The organism is Agromyces luteolus (assembly GCF_009729855.1).
In the GTDB taxonomy this organism is placed as follows: domain Bacteria; phylum Actinomycetota; class Actinomycetes; order Actinomycetales; family Microbacteriaceae; genus Agromyces; species Agromyces luteolus.
Genome location: NZ_WODA01000017.1, coordinates 1 through 20,778, shown reverse-complemented (window position 1 = coordinate 20,778; position 20,778 = coordinate 1). Strand labels below are relative to the sequence as shown.

Genomic DNA, 20,778 nt, shown 5'->3' with positions numbered 1-20,778 from the left:
GGGGCGGGGTGAGGCACCCCGCCCCTCGGGACCCCCAGATTCAACGACGAACCGGGAGGCATGATGACCACGGGCGACCTGCTCGGCAAGATCCTCCAGGTGGTGATGGGGCTCGCGATCTTCGCGGCGATCATCGGCCTCCTGATCTTCTTCATCGACAAGGCCCCGAAACGGGGCCGTGACTACTGGCAGCTCGCGGGATTCCTCACCCCGGCGCTGCTCTTCCTCGCCGTCGGCCTCGTGTACCCGGCGATCCGCACGAGCATCCTGGCCTTCCAGGACTCCGGCGGCGCGTTCACGATGGACAACTTCATCTGGACGTTCACGCAACCCACGGCGATCCGGACCCTGATCAACACGATCATCTGGGTGCTGCTCGTGCCGACGATCTCCACGGCGATCGGCCTCGCCTACGCGGTCTTCATCGACAAGTCGCGCGGCGAGAAGTACTACAAGGTGATCCTGTTCATGCCGATCGCGATCTCGTTCGTGGGCGCCGGCATCATCTGGCGCTTCGTCTACGAGTACCGCTCGGGCGAGCGCGACCAGATCGGCCTCCTGAACGCGCTCGTCGTGACGTTCGGCGGCGAACCCGTCCAATGGCTCCAGACCGACCCGATCAACACGTTCCTGTTGATCGTCGTCATGATCTGGATCCAGACGGGCTTCGCGATGGTGCTCCTGAGCGCCGCCATCAAGGGCGTGCCGACCGAGCAGATCGAGGCGGCGCAGCTCGACGGCACGAACGCGTGGCAGCGCTTCCTGAACGTCACGATCCCGGGCATCCGAGGGGCCCTGGTCGTGGTCGTCACCACGATCTCCATCGCGACGCTGAAGGTCTTCGACATCGTCCGTACGATGACCGCCGGAAACTTCAACACGAGCGTCATCGCGAACGAGATGTACACCCAGGCGTTCCGCGCGAGCGAGATCGGACGAGGCTCCGCACTGGCGCTGATCCTCTTCCTGCTCGTGATGCCGATCGTCATCTACAACGTCAACGTCCTCCGGAAGCAGAGGGAGATCCGATGAGCAGCGTCGCACCCGCCGACCTCCCGGTCAGCAAGGACAAGGGATCGCTCGAGGCCGCCGAGGAAGCGGAATACGGCCGGCCGAAGACGGCGCGGGTCAAGAAGCGCCTGACCTCGCGCACCGCCACGATCGTCTCCCTCATCATCGCCGTCCTGTGGACGATCCCGACGTTCGGCCTCTTCATCTCCTCGTTCCGGCCCGCGGAGCTGATCCGCACGACCGGGTGGTGGACGATCTTCCAGAACCCGGGCTTCACGTTCGACAACTACGCCGAGGTCCTGCTCTCGCCGTCGGCGTCGTCGCCGCAGCTCGGCGCGTACATCGTGAACTCGATCGCGATCACCCTGCTCGGCACCCTGATCCCGCTCGTGCTCGCGACGATGGCCGCGTACGCGTTCGCGTGGATCAAGTTCCGGGGCGCGAACGCGCTGTTCATCTTCGTGTTCGCCCTCCAGATCGTGCCGCTGCAGATGGCCCTCGTGCCGCTCCTGCAGACCTTCTCGATCTGGCTGCGGCCGATGCAGGCGTGGCTGCACGACGTGGTCCCGATCATCCCGGAGCAGAACTACGCACCGGTGTGGCTCGCGCACGCGATGTTCGCGATGCCGCTGGCCATCTTCCTGCTGCACAACTTCATCTCCGAGATCCCCGGCGACGTCATCGAGGCGGCGCGAGTGGACGGCGCCACGCACGGGCAGATCTTCTTCCGCATCGTGCTGCCGCTGGCCACCCCGGCCATCGCGTCGTTCGCGATCTTCCAGTTCATCTGGGTGTGGAACGACCTGCTCGTGGCGCTGATCTTCTCCGGCGGCACACAGGACGTCGCGCCACTCACCCAGCGATTGGCGGAGTTGACCGGTACGAGAGGCCAGGCGTGGGAGCTCCTCACGGCGGGCGCGTTCATCTCGATCGTCATCCCGCTCATCGTGTTCTTCAGCCTCCAGAGGTACTTCGTGCGAGGCCTCCTGGCGGGCGCGACGAAGGGCTGAGCGAACGGGGCGGATGCCGCGGCATCCGTCGCACGTCGGCGGGGCGGATGCCGAGGCATCCGCCCCGCCGTCACGCCGTCCGCGAACGGCCGCAGTCGGGCGGGGACCGGGCGGCCGACCCGTCGGCGGGCCCGCCTAGGCTCGATGCATGAGCATGCACGCGAGCGCCCCGGGCGGGCAGTCGGGGCGGATGGGCAAGCCCCGCACCCGTATCAGCGGGGTCGACGAGTCGGCGCAGCGCGCCGAGAACGCGGAGGCGCCGAAGATCCCGCACCTCATGCGCCGCATCGCCGAGCTGTTCGCCCCGCACAAGGTCGCGCTGACGACCACGATCGTCCTGGTGCTCGTGAGCGCCGCGTTCAGCGTCATCCCGCCGCTGCTCACGGAGCGGGCCTTCGACGAGGGGCTCTTCCCGGTCGGAGCCGACGGGCAGGTGATGAGCCCGAACCTGCCCGTCCTCACGGCGATCGTCGTCGCGATGCTCGCGGTGTTCGTCGTCTCCTCGCTCCTCGGCGTCTGGCAGACCTGGCTCACGGCCACCGTCGGCAACCGGGTGATGGGTGCGCTCCGAGTGCGGATGTTCACGCACCTCCAGCGCATGGAGCTCAGCTTCTTCACGCGCACGAAGACGGGCGTCATCCAGTCGCGCCTGCAGAACGACGTCGGCGGCGTGGCATCCGTGCTCACCAACACGGTCTCGAGCGTGCTCGGCAACACGGTCACCGTGCTCGCCGCGTTCGTGGCGATGCTCCTGCTCAACTGGCAGCTCACGCTCATCGCGCTCGTGCTGCTGCCGGTCATGGTCATCGCGCAGCGCCGGGTCGGCCAGGTGCGCGCGCGCATCGCGGCGAAGACGCAGGAGTCCCTCTCCGAGATGACGGCGATCACGCAGGAGACCCTGTCGGTGTCGGGCATCCTGCTCTCCAAGAGCTTCACGCGGCAGCGCAGCGAGATCGCGCGCTACAGCGACGAGAACGACAACCAGATCGCCCTCCAGGTGCGCCAGCAGATGACGGGCCAGTGGTTCTTCGCGATGGTCGGCATCTTCATGTCGGCGATCCCGGCGATCGTGTACCTCGCGTCGGGCTGGCTCATCACGGGCGGCACGACCGACATCTCGGCCGGCACGATCGTGGCCTTCACCACGGTGCAGGCGCGCCTCCTGTTCCCGCTCATGGCGCTCATGCGCGTGGCGCTCGACCTGCAGACCTCGGGCGCGCTCTTCGCGCGCATCTTCGAGTACCTCGACCTGCGGCCGGCGATCACCGATGCGCCCGACGCGCGCCCGGTGCCTCCGGCGGTGACGACGGATGCCTCGGGCCGGCCGCTCCTCGGCCGCGTCGAGTTCGACCACGTCTCGTTCCGGTACCCCGACGCCGACGACGACGGTCGGCCCACCCTCGACGACGTGTCGTTCACGATCGAGCCGGGGCAGTACGCCGCCTTCGTCGGGCCGAGCGGCGCGGGCAAGACGACGGTGTCCTACCTGGTCCCGCGGCTCTACGAGGCGACGGGTGGGGCGGTGCGCTTCGCGGGCGTCGACGTGCGCGACCTCGAGCACGAGTCGCTCGTGTCGAACATCGGCGTCGTGAGCCAGGAGACCTACCTCTTCCACGCGTCGATCGCCGAGAACCTGCGCTACGCGAAGCCCGATGCGACCGACGCCGAGCTCGAGGCGGCGGCGCGGGCGGCGAACATCCACGAGACGATCGCGTCGTTCCCCGAGGCCTACGACACGGTCGTGGGCGAGCGCGGCTATCGCCTCTCGGGCGGCGAGAAGCAGCGCATCGCGATCGCGCGCGTGCTGCTGAAGGATCCGGCGGTGCTCGTGCTCGACGAGGCGACGAGCGCGCTCGACACCATCAGCGAGCGCGTCGTCCAGGCCGCGCTCGACGACGCCTCGCGCGGCCGCACGACGATCGCCATCGCGCACCGTCTCTCGACGGTCGTGTCGGCCGACGTGATCTTCGTCGTCGTCGCCGGCCGCATCGCCGAGCGCGGCACGCACGCCGAGCTGCTCGCCCAGGGCGGCGTCTACGCCTCGCTCTACCGGCAGCAGGCCGAGCAGCCCGAGGTGCCGACCGTCTGAGCTGCGCGGCCCCCGCGGCCCCGCCGCACGCGCCGCGCGCGCCGTGCGCCGGCGCCCTCGCCGTTCGCGCGTTGCGCGGCATCGCGACGAGTGCGCAGCGCACACCCCGCGCACGTGTCGCGAAAACGCGCACTCGCCCAGGTGACTGGTGCCGCGCCAGCCCCGTGCATCATCCCTCCGCGAACGCGTGTGGATCCGACGAGCGTGTCTGCGTACGCAAACGCGCTCGTCGGATCTGCACGCGCTCGGCGAGACGGCGGAGGAGGCGGGCGCCCCGCCCGCGCCGCGCCCCGCCCGCGGCGCGCTAGGAGCGCTCGGCGAGCATGTCCTCCATGAGGGCGATCTCGGCCTCCTGGCTCAGGATGATCGACTCGGCGAGCGAGACCACGACCGGGTAGGTCGACCGGTCGAGGACCGCCTCGGCCATGACGACCGCACCCTCGTGGTGGGCGATCATGAGCTCGAGGAACCTGCGCTCGGCCTCGACGCCCTCCAGCTCGCGGAGCTCGGCGACCTGCTCGGGGGTGGCGAGCCCGGGCATCGGCTCGCCGGGGACGTGCGCGGCGCCGCCCGATCCGTCGCCGTCGTGCCCGTCGTGCGTGCTTCCGTCGGCGGAGGGCTGCGTCATCCACGTCATCGACGGCTCCGAACCGGCCTGCGGCAGGCCCCACTCGGCGAGCCAGCCGTACATCTGCCCGGCCTGCTGGGCCTGCGCGATCGCGATGTCGTAGCCGAGCAGCCGCACGTCGGGGTCGTCGGTGGCGTCGCGCACGATCATCGCGAGCTCGACGCCCTGCTGGTGGTGCACCTGCATGTCCCGCGCGAAGCCGGCTTCGGCGCTCGCGTTCGACGGCGTCTCCTCGCCGAGCGTCGAGAGCCGGCCGATCGCGAAGGCCGCGCCGGCCACGGCGATGACGGCGACGGATGCCGCGAGCACCACGGCCCAGCGGCCGATGCCCGAGCGGCGGGGCCGCTCGTCGTGGTCCTCGTGCCCGACGCTCACGCGACCTTGCCGGGGCCGTCGATGGCGCCGGTGCAGGGCGCGCCGGGCTCGGGGACGTTCTGGCTCTGCCAGTACTCCTCGAGGAAGTCCTCGATGCGCGGGTCGTCGACGCCGTCGACCTGGAGCTGGGAGTTCCAGCCGCTCAGCACGACCGGGGAGGGCAGGCCCTCGAAGGGCGAGAGGATCACGTACGTGCTCGGGAGCTTCGAGCGGAGCGTCGAGATGTCGTCGTCGGAGAGGGCGTCGGCGTCGTAGGTGACCCAGATCGCGCCGTGCTCGAGCGAGTGCACCGCGTTCTCGTTCGGCACGGGCTCCTCGTAGACGCCGCAGTTCAGCCACGCGGGGTTGTGCTGGCCGCCCGCGGGCGGCGTCTGCTCGTAGTCGACGACGCCCTCGACGTGCTCCGACGCGTTCTCGAAGGTCTCGACCCCCTCGATCTCGGCGCCCTCGCCGCCGGCGGTGTAGTTCGCGGCCCGCGGCGTGAGCGCGATCGAGGTGACGATGAGCGCGATGATCGCGACGCCGACGCCGACCGAGCTCCAGATCGCGATGAGGCGGTTCCGCTTCATCTGCGCCTCGCGCTTGCGGTACGCCTCGAGCTTGCGCTCGCGCTCCGCGGCGCGCTGCTGCTTGACGGTGGGCTTCTTTCCGGGCTGGGTCGCGCTCACGCGGGGCCTTCCTCGAGCGGGGTGGAGATACGGGACGGGGTACTCAATACGAACGTATCGGGCTGGGAGAACGCCGTCACCCGTGCGCCGCCGCGGATCCCGTCGAGCCCGGGTCTAGCATCCGAGATGCCGGCGCGGGGCGACCGCGTGCGGACCGCTCGAGCGGTCCGGGTCGGATGCCGGCGGGGGAGGTCGGCGCGTGAGCGGGGACATCGATCATCCGGACGTCGCGGTCGCCGATGCGGACGGGCCCGACGAGAGCGGCGCCGGCCGGGGGAGCGGCCTCAACCGGCGCGTCATCGCGCTCGCCGTCGCGGGCGCGGTCGGCGGCTTCCTGTTCGGCTTCGACTCGTCGGTGGTGAACGGCGCGGTCGACGCGATCGAGCAGGAGTTCAGCCTGTCGGCGGGGCTCACGGGGCTCGCGATCGCGAGCGCCCTGCTCGGGTGCGCGCTCGGGGCCGAGCTCGCGGGCCGCCTCGCCGACCGGTTCGGCCGCATCCCCGTCATGATCCTCGGGGCGAGCCTGTTCCTCATCTCCGCGATCGGGTCGGGCCTCGCGCTCGGCGTGTGGGACCTCATCGTGTGGCGCGTCATCGGCGGCCTCGGCATCGGCATCGCGTCGGTCGTCTCGCCGGCCTACATCGCCGAGATCTCGCCGCGGCGGGCGCGCGGACGGCTCGCGTCGCTGCAGCAGCTCGCGATCGTGTTCGGCATCTTCACCGCCCTGCTCTCGGACGCGGTGTTCGCGTGGGCGGCGGGCGGTGCCGCGGAGCCGTTCTGGTTCGGCCTCGACGCCTGGCGCTGGATGTTCCTCGCGGGCATCGTGCCGAGCGTCGCGTACGGCCTCATCGCGTTCTCGCTGCCGGAGTCGCCCCGCTACCTCATACGCGTGGAGAAGGAGGACGAGGCACGCGTCGTCCTCGAGCGCATCCAGCCCGGCGAGGTGGAGCGCGCCGTCCGCGACATCCGGAACACCATGAAGGCCGACGCCGAGGCCAAGCAGGCGAAGGGCGCGCTGCGCGGGCCCGTGTTCGGCCTCCGCGGCATCGTCTGGATCGGCATCCTGCTGTCGGTGTTCCAGCAGTTCGTCGGCATCAACGTGATCTTCTACTACTCCACGACGCTGTGGAGCGCGGTCGGCTTCGACGAGTCGAACGCCTTCGCGATCAGCGTGTTCACGTCGATCACGAACATCCTCGTGACCTTCATCGCGATCGCGCTCGTCGACCGGGTCGGGCGGCGGCCGCTGCTCCTCGTCGGGTCGGCGGGCATGACGATCTCGCTCGCGACGATGGCGCTCGCGTTCGGCAACGCGAGCGGCTCCGGTGAGGACATCTCGCTCCCCGGCGCCTGGGGACCGATCGCGCTCGTCGCGGCGAACCTCTTCGTCGTGTTCTTCGGCTTCTCGTGGGGTCCGCTGGTGTGGGTGCTGCTCGGCGAGATCTTCCCGAACCGCATCCGCGCCCGCGCGCTCGGCCTCGCCGCCGCCGCGCAGTGGATCGCGAACTTCGTCGTGACCGTGACGTTCCCGCTGCTGGCGAACACCTCGCTCCTCCTGACGTACGGCATGTACGCGACCTTCGCCGCGCTCTCCTTCTTCTTCGTGCTCGCGAAGATCCCGGAGACGAACGGGATGTCGCTGGAGGAGTCGGAGACGCTGCTGCCGCCCAAGGGCTCCGCGCGTCGTCGCGCCGGTGCCGGCGCGACCGACGGGTGAGGCCTGCCACGAGGCATCCGTCATTCGCTAGGCTGGCCGGGTGAGCCTCTCGTGCCGGTGTTGTCGTCGCTGAACGCGCGACCCCTTCCCTCGCGTCGGGCGCCGAACGGGCGCCCCTCGACGCACACGACACCAAGGAACGAACCAGCGGAATGAAGTACGCAGCCCACATCACCGAACTCGTCGGCAACACGCCCCTGGTCAAGTTGAACCGGGTGACCGAGGGCGTGACGGATGCCACGGTGCTCGTCAAGCTCGAGTACCTGAACCCGGGCGGCTCCTCGAAGGACCGCATCGCGCGCAACATCATCGATGCGGCCGAGCGCGAGGGCAAGCTGAAGCCGGGCGGCACGATCGTCGAGCCGACCTCGGGCAACACGGGCGTCGGGCTCGCGCTCGTCGCGCAGGAGCGCGGCTACCGCTGCGTGTTCGTCTGCCCCGACAAGGTCTCGGAGGACAAGCGGAACGTGCTGCAGGCGTACGGTGCCGAGGTCGTCGTGACGCCCACGGCGGTCGCCCCCGACAGCCCCGAGTCGTACTACGGCGTCTCCGACCGGCTCGCCCGCGAGATCCCCGGCGCGTTCAAGCCCGACCAGTACTCGAACCCCAACGGCCCGCTCTCGCACTACGAGACGACGGGCCCCGAGATCTGGCGCGACACCGACGGGACGGTCACGCACTTCGTGGCCGGCGTCGGCACGGGCGGCACGATCACGGGCACCGGCCGGTACCTCCGCGAGGTCTCGGGCGACTCGGTGCGCATCATCGGCGCCGACCCGGAGGGCTCGGTCTACTCGGGCGGCACCGGGCGGCCGTACTTCGTCGAGGGCGTCGGCGAGGACTTCTGGCCGACGGCGTACGACCCGAGCGTGCCGCACGAGATCATCGCCGTCACCGACGCCGAGTCGATCGACATGACGCGTCGGCTCGCGCGCGAGGAGGGGATCCTCGTCGGCGGGTCGAGCGGCATGGCCGTCGTCGCGGCGCTGAAGGCCGCGTCGCGGCCCGAGGTGACGGAGGACGACGTCTTCGTGGTGCTCCTGCCCGACTCGGGGCGCGGGTACCTCGGCAAGATCTTCAACGACAAGTGGCTGCGCGCCTACGGCTTCGGCAACGCGCCCGCAGGGCACACGATCCGCGACATCCTTGCGGCGAAGGCCGACCGCACGGCGCCGCTCGTCTACGTGCACCCGAACGACACGGTGCGCGAGGCGATCGACCGGATGACCGAGTCCGGCGTCTCGCAGCTCGTCGTGCTGTCGGCCGAGCCGCCCGTCGTGCTCGGCGAGGTCGTCGGCGCGCTGCATGAGGACGAGCTGCTCGAGCAGGTCTTCTCCGGCCGCGCGAAGCTCACCGACGAGGTGTCGGCGGTCGTCGGCGACGCGCTGCCGCTCATCGGCGTGAACGAGCCCGTGGCGACCGCGCGCCAGGCGTTCGGCGAGGCGCCTGCGATGCTCGTGACCGACGGCGGCAAGGCGCTCGGCGTGATCACGCGCACCGACCTCCTTTCGTACCTCTCCTCCTGAAGGGCCGGGAACCATGCACCACGACGCAGGCTTCGACACTCGCGCGATCCACGCGGGCCAGGAGTTCGACCCCACGACGGGCGCGGTCATCCCGCCCATCCACGTGACCTCGACGTACGCACAGGACGGCATCGGGGGCCTCCGCGGCGGCTACGAGTACTCGCGCGGCGGCAACCCGACGCGCACCGCACTCGAGACCCAGCTCGCGGCGCTCGAGGGCGGCATCCGCGGCCTGTCGTTCGCGTCGGGTCTCGCTGCGGAGGACGCGCTGCTCCGCACGATCCTGACGCCGGGCGACCACGTCGTCATCGGCAACGACGTGTACGGCGGCACGCACCGCCTCATCCGCCGGATCTTCGGCGACTGGGGCGTCCGGCACTCGACGGTCGACACGAGCGACCTCGACGCGGTGCGCGGGGCGATCGAGCTCGGCACGACGAAGGTGCTCTGGGTCGAGACGCCGTCGAACCCGCTCATGAAGATCTCCGACATCGCAGCGCTCGCCGAGCTCGGTGACGAGGCGGGGCTCACGGTCGTCGTCGACAACACGTTCGCGAGCCCGGCGCTGCAGCAGCCGATCGGGCTCGGCGCGCACGTCATCGTGCACTCGACCACGAAGTACCTCGGCGGCCACTCCGACGTCGTCGGCGGCGCGCTCGTGTTCGCGCCCGGGCAGGAGGAGCTCGCCGAGCGCGTCGGCTTCACGCAGTTCGCGGCCGGCGCGGTGTCGGCGCCGTTCGACGCGTTCCTCACGACGCGCGGCATCAAGACCCTGGGCATCCGAATGCAGCGGCACAGCCAGAACGCGCTCGCGATCGCCCGGCGGCTCGACGAGCATCCTGCGGTCGGCCGGGTGCTCTACCCCGGCCTCGAATCGCACCCCGGGCACTCGCTGGCCGCGCGCCAGATGTCGGGCTTCGGCGGCATGGTGTCGATCGACCTCGCGGGCGGCGGCGATGCCGCGCGCCGGTTCGCGGAGTCGACCGAGCTGTTCACGCTCGCGGAGTCGCTCGGCGGCGTGGAGTCGCTCGTGAACTACCCGTCGGAGATGACGCACGCGTCGGTCAAGGGCACCGAGGCCGAGGTGCCCGAGTCGATCGTGCGCCTGTCGGTCGGCATCGAGGACGTCGACGACCTGCTCGCCGACATCGACGGGGCGCTCGGGCGCGTCTAGGGACCGCCCGGGCAGGGTGGCAGGAATTCGACGAACACTGTCGTTCCTGCCAGCGCGCGTGTCGGTGGCATCCGCCACGATGATCTGGTGAGTACGAGAACCCTGGATGTCGCGCCCCCGGTCGGCGCCGCAGCAGCGCATCACGGCCGGCTGGGCCTCGTCCAGGGCACGGCCCTCTACGTCGCGAGCGTGCTCGGCACCGGCATCCTGGTCCTGCCGGGGCTCGCCGCGCAGGCCGCCGGTCCCGCGTCGGTCCTCGCCGTCGCGGCGGTGCTCGTGCTGTCGATCCCGCTCGCCGGCACGTTCGCCGCGCTGGCCTCCCGCTTCCCCGACCCGGGCGGCGTCGCCAGCTACGTCCGCCGGGCGCTCGGCCCGACCGCGGCCCGCATGACGGGGTACTGGTTCTTCTTCGGCGTCTGCGTCGGCGCGCCCGTCGTCGCGATCCTCGGCGGCGAGTACGTCGTCGCGGTCCTCGGCGTCGATCGCGCCGCCGTGCCGGTCATCGGCTTCGCGGTCTTCCTCCCGCCGCTCGTCGCCAACTGGTTCGGGGTGCGCGTCGCCGGCTGGGTGCAGTTCGTGCTCACGGGCCTGCTCCTCGCGGTCGTCGTGGGCGTCGTCGCGGTCACCTTCCCGGCGGCCGACGCGGCGAACTTCACCCCGTTCCTCCCGAACGGCTGGGGCGGCGTCGGCGTCGCCATCAGCCTCTTCGTCTGGGCCTTCGCCGGCTGGGAGGTCGGCACGCACATCGCCGGCGAGTTCCGCGACCCGCGCCGCATCATCCCGATCGCCACGGGCATCGCGATCGCACTGGTCGGCGTCGGCTACCTCGCGCTGCAGTTCGCGACCGTCGGCGTGCTCGGCGACCGCGCGGGCGCGAGCCAGGTGCCGCTGCTCGACCTCGTCGAGACCACGGCCCCGGGCATCGGGTCGGTCCTCGTGGCGATCGTCGCCGCGATCGTCACGGTCGGCGTGCTCAACGCCTACCTGCCCGCGTTCGGCAAGCTCGGCGCCGCGCTCGGGCGCGACGGCGACCTGCCCCGGTTCTTCGCGAAGGGTGCGGAGGACGGCGCGGTGCCCCGCCGGGCGCTCGCCCTGACCGCGGCGCTCATCGTCGTCTACTTCGTCCTGATGCTCTGGAACGAACTCGACCTGACGGGCTTCATCCTCATCCACACGAGCAACATGGTCGCGATCTACGCCGCCGGCATGCTCGCCGCGACGCTCATCCTCCGCCGGTTCTCGCTCGGCTGGTGGCTCGCGATCGTCGCGACGGTGCTCACCGCCGGGCTGCTGGTGCTGGCGTGGCAGAACCTCGTCATGCCGCTCGTGCTGGCCGCGGCATCCGTCGTCGTCACGATCGTGCGCCGGGTGCGGGCGAGCCGCCTGCCGTCGCTCGAAGCGGATGCCGCGGCATCCGTGGTCGCGGCCGACGCCGAGCCCGTGCCGTAGGCGTTCGACCGTCCTCGGGCCCGGCCGGCCGGGCCTGGCCGCACGCCGGCTGGCCGCCGTCGGCCCCGCCGACGGGTGCGGCTGCGGCCCCAGGCATCCGTTCCGCTGGGAATCGGCGCGGATGCCGCAGGTCGGCTGGCATGTGCGGCCGGTCCCGGGAGAGGATGGTCCGCATGACTGCCCACGCGTACGCGCTCGCAGACGGCAACACGATCCCCGCGATCGGGCTCGGCACGTACGGGTTGAACGACCAGTCGGGGGTCGACGCGATCGTCTCGGCGATCCACGACGGCTACCGGCTCATCGACACGGCGTACAACTACGGCAACGAAGAGGTGGTGGCCGAGGCGATCCGCCGCGCCGACGTCGACCGCAGCGACCTGTTCGTGACCACGAAGCTGCCCGGCCGCCACCACGGCGTCGACGAGACCCTCGCGAGCTTCGAGCAGTCGCGCAAGCGCCTCGACCTCGACTGGGTCGACCTCTACCTGATCCACTGGCCGAACCCGAAGCGCGACCGCTACGTCGACAGCTGGCGCTCGATGATCAAGCTCAAGGAGCGCGGCGTGGTGCGCTCGATCGGCGTCTCGAACTTCACGCCGCCGATGCTCGACCGCCTGTTCGCCGAGACCGGGCTGATGCCCGTGGTCAACCAGGTCGAACTGCACCCGTACTTCCCGCAGGCCGAGCTGCGCGCGTACCACGCCGAGCACGCGATCCGCACCGAGAGCTGGAGCCCGCTCGCCAAGCGCACCGAGCTGCTCGCGGAGCCCGCCATCGTCGAGATCGCCGAGCGTCGCGGGGCGACGCCGGCGCAGGTCGTGCTCGCCTGGCACCTCGCGCTCGGTGCCGTGCCGATCCCGAAGTCGGCCGATGCCGCGCGCCGCCGCGAGAACCTCGACGTGTTCGACCTCGAGCTCGAGGCCGGCGAGGTCGAGGCGATCTCCGGCCTGGAGCGCGGGCGCCTGTGGGGCGCCGACCCCGACATGCACGAGGAGATGTAGCGCGTCCGCGTCGCACTCCGCTGACGATGGCGGGGTCGTGCCGAACGACGACCGGTTCGAAGCGAGCGGATGCCGGTGGGCGGACGTAGGCTCGATCAGGTGACCGACCGCTCCACCCCCGTGCCATCCGACGACGCCGTCCCCGCCGGGGGCGTGTTCGCGAAGTCGTGGCGGTGGCTCTCGCTCGGCATGTTCGCCCTCATCTTCCTCGCCGCGTTCGAGGTGCTCGCCGTGACCACCGCTATGCCGATCATCGCCGCCGACCTCGACGGCGAGGGCCTCTACGCCCTCGCGTTCTCGGTGCCCCTCGCGGCCGGCGTCGTCGGCATGGTCGTGGCGGGCAACTGGAGCGACCGCTCCGGCCCGCTGCCGCCGCTCCTCGCGGCCGGCGGGCTGTTCGTGGTCGGCCTGGTCATCGCCGGGCTGGCGCCGAGCATGCCGGTGCTCGTGCTCGGGCGGCTGGTCCACGGCATCGGCGGCGCGGCCGTCATCGTGCCGCTCTACGTGATCGTGGCGCGCGTCTACCCCGAGTCCGTGCGGGCACGCGTGTTCGCGGGCTTCGCCGCGGCCTGGGTCATCCCCTCCATCGTCGGGCCGACCGTCGCGGGGTACGTCGCCGAGCACCTCGACTGGCGCTGGGTGTTCCTCGGCGTGATCGCGCTCGTGCTGCCCGCCGCCCTGATGATGCTCGCGCCCCTGCTGCGCGTGCTCGACCGCGTGCAGGGCGACCCGAGCGTGCCGTGGAGCGCCGGCCGGGTCGCCTGGTCGGTGCTCGCGGCCGGCGCGGCCCTCGGCATCAGCCTCGCGGCGGAGTTCGACGAGCCCTGGCGCTGGATCATCGCGGTGCTGTCGATCGCGGTCGCCGTCGTCGCCGTGCGACCGCTCCTGCCGCCGGGCGCGCTCCGCGCGGTGCGCGGCATCCCCGCGACCGTGCTCATGCGGGCCGTCGTCGCGGGTGCCTTCTTCGGCGCCGAGATCTACCTGCCGAAGATGCTCATCGAGCGCTACGACCTCCCCGCCGGCCTCGCCGGCGCCGTGCTGACCGGCGCGGGTCTCTCGTGGGCGGCGGCGTCCTGGCTGCAGGGGCGGCTCGATCCGCGGTTGTCGCACACCGAGGTCGTTCGCATCGGGGCGCTCACGCTGGCGATCGCGCTCGTCGGCGTGCTCGCGATCGCGCTCTTCGGGTGGCCGCCTGCGGCGGTGTTCGTCGTGTGGACGCTCGCCGGCGCCGCGATGGGCTTCATGTACCCACGGTTCTCGGTGGCCGTGCTCGAGCAGTCGCCGCAGTCGGTGCAGGGCTTCAACAGTGCGGCGCTGACGATCGGGGAGTCGCTCGGCGGAGCCGTGGCGCTCGCGGTCACCGCGCTCGTGGCGAGCGTGGCATCCGCCGGGGCGTTCGCCCCCGAGTTCGCCGTGACGGCCGCGATCGCCGTCGTCGGCGTGCTGCTCGCCTCGCGCGTGCGCCCGCCCGACGGGTGGCGGCGGAGCGCGCAGGGCGCCTCGACGCCGGCGGGCGAGTCGGCGGCCGCGCCGACGCCGGGAGACTAGGCGCCGTCACCGGCATACGGCTGCTCGCCAGCGCCCGCGCGGAAGCCGAGTTCATGTGACGGTCACATTGTGACGGTCACATTCCGCGCGGGGATGTGCATAATGGTGTCGCCGGCATGTGTGACCGTGAACATGCCGAGATCGATCGAGGTCGCCGTGCCAGAGCCGTCGCAGGAGCCGCCGAAGGGGCGCGCCCCGAGCATCCGCGACGTCGCGCGGGTCGCGGGGGTGTCGCACCAGACCGTGTCGCGCGTGCTGAACCACCACCCGAGCATCAGGCCCGAGACCAAGCAGCGGGTGCTCGACGTCATGGCCGAGCTCCAGTACACGCCGAACCGCGCCGCACGCGCCCTCGTCACGAGCCGATCGCGCACGATCGGCATCCTGTCGGCGTCGAGCACGCACTACGGGCCGGCATCGAGCATCGCCGCGATCGAGGCGGCAGCGCGCGCCTCGGGGTACTGGGTGAGCACCGCGAACATCGAGTCGTCCGACGCGGTGTCGATCGCCGACGGTCTGGCGTACCTGCGGGCCCAGGGCATCGAGGGCCTCGTGGTGATCGCCCCGCAGGTGCGCGTGTTCGACACGCTCGCGCAGTTGTCGATCGACGTGCCCTACGTGACGCTGCAGTCGACCGGCCGCGACCCGGAGCACACGCTCTCGGTCGACCAGATCGCGGGCGCGCGGATGGCGACGCGGCACCTGATCGAGCGCGGGCACCGGTCGATCTACCACCTCGCCGGCCCCCAGGACTGGATCGAGGCCGAGGCGCGCATGCGCGGCTTCCTCGACGAGATGGGCGCGCAGGACGTACCGACGACGGCGCCGATCCTCGGCGACTGGACGGCCGACTTCGGCTTCTACGCCGGGCGCGAGCTGCTCACGGTGCGCGACTTCACGGCGATCTTCGCGTCGAACGACCAGATGGCGCTCGGGGTCATGCACGCGGTGCGCGACGCGGGCCTCGAGATCCCGCGCGACGTGTCGATCATCGGGTTCGACGACATCCCCGAGGCGGCGCACTTCTGGCCGCCGCTCACCACGGTGCGGCAGGACTTCGCCGAGCTCGGCCGGCGCTGCGTGGCCCTGCTGCTCGGCGACCTCGACGATGCCGCGCCCGAGTACCGCGGCACGATCGTGCCCGAGCTCATCGTGCGCGATTCGGTCGGTGCGCCGTCGTTCTGAGGTCGCGGCACCGCGCGGAGCGGTGCGTCCCCGCCGTTACCGTTCCGTGACCTTACTCGGTTGACAGGATCGCGAATCGTGTGGCTAACATGAGTCTCGCGATGTGAACGGTCACATGGAGCGTCACATCGCCGGACGTTCCACCATCGCCCCCTCGAGGGCGTGCGCAGCACACGACGAAGGAGTCCCGCGTGATCGACACGACCGCCCCCGGCCGGCCCACCAGCCCGGCCGCCCCCCGGCGCGGTGCCGTCTCCACGGGGACCCCGGGCCCCGCCCTCGGAACGTCCGCCGCCCGCGCCGCGGCATCCGTCGCCCCGACCGCATCGGCGGTCGCCGCATGACGACGTTCGGACCGCAGATCGAGGTCGCCATCGCCCGCACGCGTGCGGACGTCGCCCGCCTGCACGGCGAACTGACCCGGTACGGCCTCGTCGTCTGGACCGGCGGCAACGTCTCGGGCCGGGTGCCCGGCGCGGACCTGTTCGTGATCAAGCCGTCGGGCGTGAGCTACGACGACCTGGCGCCCGAGAACATGATCGTCTGCGACCTGGACGGCAACGTCATCCCCGGCACGCCGGGCGCCGACCGGTCGCCGTCGAGCGACACCGCGGCGCACGCCTACGTGTACCGCAACATGCCCGAGGTCGGCGGCGTCGTGCACACGCACTCGACGTACGCGGTCGCCTGGGCGGCGCGCGGCGAGGAGATCCCGTGCGTGATCACCGCGATGGCCGACGAGTTCGGCGGGCCGATCCCGATCGGCCCGTTCGCGATCATCGGCGACGACTCGATCGGCCGCGGCATCGTCGAGACCCTCCGCGGCCACCGCTCGCGTGCGGTGCTGATGCAGAACCACGGCCCGTTCACGATCGGCGCGAACGCGAAGGACGCCGTCAAGGCCGCGGTCATGGTCGAGGACGTCGCCCGGACCGTGCACCTCGCACGCGAGGCGGGCCCGCTGATCCCGATCCCGCAGGAGTCGATCGACCGGCTGTACGACCGGTACCAGAACGTGTACGGGCAGACCGGGGATGCCCGTCGAGAAGGTGCAGCCGGGCAGACCGGGGATGCCCGTCGGGACGCCCCGGCCGGAGCCCCGAAGGCGAAGGCGAAACGCAACTGAAGAGCTTGCGGCATCCGAGGTCACGACGGATGCCGCTGGGAGCCGGTCGTCATGGACGAGGCCGGGTCCGAAACGTCACCAAGACGACGACGTCCATGACCACACAGTGAAAGGACACACCGTGAACACCACGAAGAAGGTGCTCCTCGCCACGCTGGCGGCCGGTTCGATGCTCGCGCTCGCCGCGTGCTCGGGCGGCAGCGGCGGCGGTGGAGAGGGCGACGGCGGCCTCATCGGCGTCGCGATGCCCACCAAGAGCTCGGAGCGCTGGATCCAGGACGGCGACGCCGTCAAGGAGCAGCTCGAGGAGCAGGGCTTCCAGGTCGACCTGCAGTACGCCGAGGACGACATCCCCACGCAGGTCTCCCAGATCGAGAACATGATCACCAAGGGCGCCGAGGCCCTGATCGTCGCCTCGATCGACGGCACGACGCTGTCGGAGGTCCTCCAGAACGCGGCCGACGCCGACATCCCCGTCATCGCCTACGACCGCCTCATCCGCGACTCGGAGAACGTCGACTACTACGCGTCGTTCGACAACTACATCGTCGGCGTCCAGCAGGCCACCTCGCTCCTCGCGGGCCTGGGCCTCACCGACCTCGAAGGTGCCGAGGCCGCCGACGCGCCCGAGGGTCCGTTCAACATCGAGCTGTTCGCCGGTTCGCCCGACGACAACAACGCCACGTTCTTCTGGAACGGCGCGATCGACACGCTCCAGCCCTACATCGACGAGGGCACCCTCGTCGTGAAGTCGGGCCAGACCGAGTTCGAGCAGGCCGCCATCCTCCGCTGGGACGGCGAGGTCGCGCAGAGCCGCATGGAGGACATCCTCGTCTCGACGTACTCCGACGGCTCGCAGGTCGACGCGGTGCTCTCGCCGTACGACGGCCTCTCGCGCGGCATCATCTCGGCCCTCACCGACGCCGGCTACTCCGTCGGCGACGAGTGGCCGATCATCTCCGGCCAGGACGCCGAGCTCGACTCGGTCAAGGCCATCAACGCCGGTGAGCAGTACTCGACCATCTTCAAGGACACCCGCAACCTCGCGGCCGTGGCCGTGGACATGGCGACCGCCCTGCTGAACGGCGAGGAGCCCGAGGTCAACAACACCTCCGACTACGACAACGGCGTGAAGGTCGTGCCCTCGTACCTCCTCGAGTCCGAGATCGTCGTGGCCGACAACATCACCGAGGTCCTGGTCGACTCCGGCTACTGGACCGAAGAGGAGATCAACGGCTGAAACGGCCGCTGATCCCCAACGGATGATCCACCGCGTGTCGGGGCCTGCGGCGGGAGTACTCTCGCCTCAGGTCCCGGCCGCGGCATCCGCCACCCGGCCGGCCCCACACCGGCGATGGAGCAGGAGCAAGGGATGACCAACCACATTCTCGAGATGCGCGGCATCACGAAGACGTTCCCCGGCGTGAAGGCGCTCGCGAACGTCAACCTGGGCGTGGAGCGCGGCGAGGTCCACGCCATCTGCGGCGAGAACGGCGCGGGCAAGTCCACGCTGATGAAGGTGCTGTCGGGCGTCTACCCGCACGGCACCTACGACGGCGCCATCGTCTTCGAGGGCGAGGAGGTCGCGTTCAAGGACCTCACCGACTCCGAGGCCAAGGGCATCGTGATCATCCACCAGGAGCTCGCGCTCAGCCCGTACCTGTCGATCGCCGAGAACATCTTCCTCAACAACGAGCAGACCTCCGGCGGTCTGATCGACTGGAACAAGACGAACTTCGAGGCGTCGAAGCTCCTCGCCCGGGTGGGCCTGAAGGAGAACCCGACGACGAAGATCCGCGAGATCGGCGTCGGCAAGCAGCAGCTCGTCGAGATCGCGAAGGCGCTCTCCAAGCGCGTGAAGCTCCTGATCCTTGACGAGCCGACGGCCGCCCTCAACGACGAGGACTCCGACCACCTGCTCGACCTCATCCTGCACCTGAAGGGGCAGGGCATCACGTCGATCATCATCAGCCACAAGCTGAACGAGATCAAGAAGGTCGCCGACACCGTCACCGTCATCCGCGACGGCAAGACGATCGAGACGATCGCGAAGCAGGATGTCACCGAGGACCGCATCATCAAGGACATGGTGGGTCGCGACCTCGAGCACCGGTACCCCGACCACACCCCGCACCTCGGCGAGGAGCTGCTCCGGGTCGAGGACTGGACCGCGCACCACCCGCAGGACACGAGCCGCGTCGTGGTCGACAACGTCAACCTCCACGTGCGGGCCGGCGAGATAGTCGGCATCGCCGGGCTCATGGGCGCCGGGCGCACCGAGTTCGCGATGAGCCTCTTCGGCCACTCCTACGGGTCGCGCATCTCGGGCAAGGTGTTCCTGCGCGGCAAGGAGATCAAGACCCGCACGGTCGCGGAGGCGATCCAGAACGGCATCGCGTACGCGACCGAGGACCGCAAGACGTACGGCCTGAACCTCATCGAGGACATCAAGCGCAACATCTCGATGGCGTCGCTGAAGAAGCTCGAGAAGTACGGCCTCGTGCACGACAACGAGGAGTACGCGGTCGCCAACGAGTACCGCAAGTCGATGAACATCAAGGCGCCGAACGTCCTGGTGAAGACCGGCAAGCTCTCGGGCGGCAACCAGCAGAAGGTCGTGCTGTCGAAGTGGATCTACGCCGACCCCGACGTGCTGATCCTCGACGAGCCGACGCGGGGCATCGACGTGGGCGCGAAGTACGAGATCTACACGATCATCAACCGCCTCGCCGCCGCCGGGAAGGGCATCATCGTGATCTCGTCCGAGCTGCCCGAACTGCTCGGCATCTGCGATCGCGTCTACGCCCTCTCGGAGGGTCGCATCACCGGGGAGCTCCCGGTCGCGGAGGCGACCCCCGAGTCGATGCTCAAGCTCATGACCATGGAAAAGCCCCGCTAGCCCGCGGCTGACGGATCACCTCAGGAGACATCATGTCGAATCCGAATCCCCCCACCATCGAGGAAACCCACGCGGCGGGCAGCAACATCAACCCCGTCCAGAACAAGTTCACGGACCGGCTGACCCACGTCCTCAGCGACCTCGGCCGCAACGGCATCTTCATCGCCCTCGTCGCCGTGGTCGTGCTGTTCTCGTTCCTGACCGACGGCATCCTGCTGCGTCCGCAGAACATCTCGAACCTGGTCGTCCAGAACGGGTACATCCTCGTCCTCGCGATCGGCATGGTGATGGTCATCATCGCCGGCCACATCGACCTGTCGGTCGGATCGGTCGCCGCGTTCGTCGGCGCGTGCTCGGGCGTGTTCGCCGTCCAATGGGGCCTGCCGTGGTGGCTCGCGGTGCTGCTCTCGCTCGTCATCGGCGCCCTCGTCGGCGTCTGGCAGGGCTTCTGGATCGCCTACGTCGGCATTCCGGCGTTCATCGTGACCTTGGCGGGCATGCTCATCTTCCGCGGGCTCGCACTCGTGGTGCTGGGCAACGCGAACATCGGCTCGTTCCCGACCGAGTACCGCGCCCTCGGAAACGGATTCCTCTCGAACGTGTTCGGCGAGTTCGAACTCGACCCGCTGACGCTCGGCGTCGGCGCGCTCGCGATCGTGATCCTCGTGGTCCAGCAGGTCCGCACCCGCCGCGGCCGCGTGAAGTACTCGCAGGACGTCGAGCCGCTCGCCTGGTTCATCACCAAGCTCGTGCTCATCTCGGCGGCGATCGGGTTCTTCGCCTACGCGCTCGCGTCGTACAAGGGCATCCCGGTCACGCTCATCATCCTCGGCGTGCTGGTGCTCGTGTACAGCATCGTGATGAACCGCACGGTGTTCGGCCGCCACATCTACGCGATCGGCGGCAACCGCCACGCGGCCGAGCTGTCGGGCATCAAGACCCGCCGGGTCGACTTCTGGCTGTTCGTGAACATGGGCTTCCTCGCGGCGCTCGCGGGCCTCATCTTCACGGCCCGCCTGAACCTCGCGGGTCCGAAGGCCGGCGACGGCTTCGAGCTCGAGGCGATCTCGGCGGCGTTCATCGGCGGCGCGGCGGTGCAGGGCGGCGTCGGCACGATCGGCGGCGCGATCATCGGCGGCCTGATCATCGGTGTCCTGAACAACGGCATGTCGATCATGGGCATCGGCATCGAGTGGCAGCAGGCCGTGAAGGGCCTCGTGCTGCTCCTCGCGGTGGCGTTCGACGTGTACAACAAGCGTCGGTCGGGCGGGCACTGACCCGCAGCAGCACCTCCTGAGACGGCGAGGGGCGGATGCCACGTGGTGCCCCTTCTAACGATCGCTGCAACACCTCGGATTTCGGGGAGTTG

Annotated in this window: 17 protein-coding genes; 15 read left to right on the top strand and 2 right to left on the bottom strand. The window is 70.3% G+C overall.

The window, feature by feature from the left end; all coding sequences use genetic code 11:
* Positions 1–63: 63 nt before the first annotated feature.
* The 3 genes from GLX25_RS08825 to GLX25_RS08815 all read left to right on the top strand — a co-directional run bounded on the left by GLX25_RS08825 (position 64) and on the right by GLX25_RS08815 (position 4,110).
* A complete protein-coding gene (locus tag GLX25_RS08825; protein ID WP_155842296.1) occupies positions 64–1,032 on the top strand; it encodes a carbohydrate ABC transporter permease in 969 nt (322 codons plus the stop codon).
* A complete protein-coding gene (locus tag GLX25_RS08820) occupies positions 1,029–2,021 on the top strand; it encodes a carbohydrate ABC transporter permease (protein ID WP_155842147.1) in 993 nt (330 codons plus the stop codon). The genes GLX25_RS08825 and GLX25_RS08820 overlap by 4 nt, the downstream gene beginning before the upstream one ends.
* 148 nt (positions 2,022–2,169) lie before the next feature.
* Positions 2,170–4,110: an ABC transporter ATP-binding protein gene (locus GLX25_RS08815; RefSeq protein WP_420837650.1), complete on the top strand. Its 1,941-nt coding sequence runs from the start codon at positions 2,170–2,172 to the stop codon at positions 4,108–4,110.
* 304 nt (positions 4,111–4,414) lie between these two features.
* On the opposite strand, the gene GLX25_RS19145 is transcribed toward GLX25_RS08815, so the two are convergent.
* Together GLX25_RS19145 and GLX25_RS08805 are read right to left on the bottom strand one after the other, a co-directional pair.
* Positions 4,415–5,113 (bottom strand): DUF305 domain-containing protein, encoded by a 699-nt coding sequence (locus tag GLX25_RS19145; RefSeq protein ID WP_271192516.1) that lies wholly within the window; start codon positions 5,111–5,113, stop codon positions 4,415–4,417.
* Positions 5,110–5,781: a DUF3105 domain-containing protein gene (locus tag GLX25_RS08805; RefSeq protein ID WP_166548632.1), complete on the bottom strand. Its 672-nt coding sequence runs from the start codon at positions 5,779–5,781 to the stop codon at positions 5,110–5,112. The genes GLX25_RS19145 and GLX25_RS08805 overlap by 4 nt, the downstream gene beginning before the upstream one ends.
* Before the next feature lie 298 nt (positions 5,782–6,079).
* Here GLX25_RS08805 and GLX25_RS08800 point away from each other — a divergent pair, with 298 nt between their 5' ends.
* The 12 genes from GLX25_RS08800 to mmsB all read left to right on the top strand — a co-directional run bounded on the left by GLX25_RS08800 (position 6,080) and on the right by mmsB (position 20,686).
* Positions 6,080–7,498, top strand: coding sequence for a sugar porter family MFS transporter (locus GLX25_RS08800; protein WP_271192530.1), 1,419 nt, complete (start codon positions 6,080–6,082; stop codon positions 7,496–7,498).
* Between the two features lie 152 nt (positions 7,499–7,650).
* Positions 7,651–9,024, top strand: coding sequence for a cystathionine beta-synthase (locus GLX25_RS08795; protein WP_155842146.1), 1,374 nt, complete (start codon positions 7,651–7,653; stop codon positions 9,022–9,024).
* A 13-nt stretch (positions 9,025–9,037) separates the two neighbouring features.
* Positions 9,038–10,198, top strand: a complete 1,161-nt coding sequence (locus GLX25_RS08790) for a cystathionine gamma-synthase (RefSeq protein WP_155842145.1) — start codon at positions 9,038–9,040, stop codon at positions 10,196–10,198.
* Positions 10,199–10,285: 87 nt separating this feature from the next.
* On the top strand, positions 10,286–11,647 hold the full coding sequence (locus GLX25_RS08785; RefSeq protein ID WP_271192515.1) for an APC family permease: 1,362 nt from the start codon (positions 10,286–10,288) through the stop codon (positions 11,645–11,647).
* A 173-nt stretch (positions 11,648–11,820) separates the two neighbouring features.
* Complete coding sequence (locus tag GLX25_RS08780; RefSeq protein ID WP_155842144.1) at positions 11,821–12,651, top strand: aldo/keto reductase; 831 nt, start codon at positions 11,821–11,823, stop codon at positions 12,649–12,651.
* Positions 12,652–12,750: 99 nt separating this feature from the next.
* Positions 12,751–14,199 carry an MFS transporter gene (locus GLX25_RS08775; protein WP_271192513.1) on the top strand — a complete coding sequence of 483 codons (1,449 nt, stop codon included), beginning with the start codon at positions 12,751–12,753 and terminating at the stop codon, positions 14,197–14,199.
* 132 nt (positions 14,200–14,331) lie between these two features.
* Positions 14,332–15,384 carry a LacI family DNA-binding transcriptional regulator gene (locus GLX25_RS08770; RefSeq protein WP_155842142.1) on the top strand — a complete coding sequence of 351 codons (1,053 nt, stop codon included), beginning with the start codon at positions 14,332–14,334 and terminating at the stop codon, positions 15,382–15,384.
* Between the two features lie 191 nt (positions 15,385–15,575).
* Positions 15,576–15,728, top strand: coding sequence for a hypothetical protein (locus GLX25_RS08765; RefSeq protein ID WP_155842141.1), 153 nt, complete (start codon positions 15,576–15,578; stop codon positions 15,726–15,728).
* Positions 15,725–16,510 (top strand): L-ribulose-5-phosphate 4-epimerase, encoded by a 786-nt coding sequence (locus GLX25_RS08760; protein ID WP_240898259.1) that lies wholly within the window; start codon positions 15,725–15,727, stop codon positions 16,508–16,510. Before GLX25_RS08765 ends, GLX25_RS08760 begins: the two co-directional genes overlap by 4 nt.
* A 169-nt stretch (positions 16,511–16,679) precedes the next feature.
* Entirely contained in the window at positions 16,680–17,750 is a 1,071-nt protein-coding gene (gene chvE, locus GLX25_RS08755) for a multiple monosaccharide ABC transporter substrate-binding protein (protein ID WP_155842290.1), read from the top strand.
* A gap of 132 nt (positions 17,751–17,882) precedes the next feature.
* Positions 17,883–19,409, top strand: a complete 1,527-nt coding sequence (mmsA, locus tag GLX25_RS08750) for a multiple monosaccharide ABC transporter ATP-binding protein (protein ID WP_155842140.1) — start codon at positions 17,883–17,885, stop codon at positions 19,407–19,409.
* 32 nt (positions 19,410–19,441) lie between these two features.
* Positions 19,442–20,686 carry a multiple monosaccharide ABC transporter permease gene (mmsB, locus tag GLX25_RS08745; protein ID WP_155842139.1) on the top strand — a complete coding sequence of 415 codons (1,245 nt, stop codon included), beginning with the start codon at positions 19,442–19,444 and terminating at the stop codon, positions 20,684–20,686.
* The last annotated feature ends 92 nt before the right edge of the window (positions 20,687–20,778 follow it).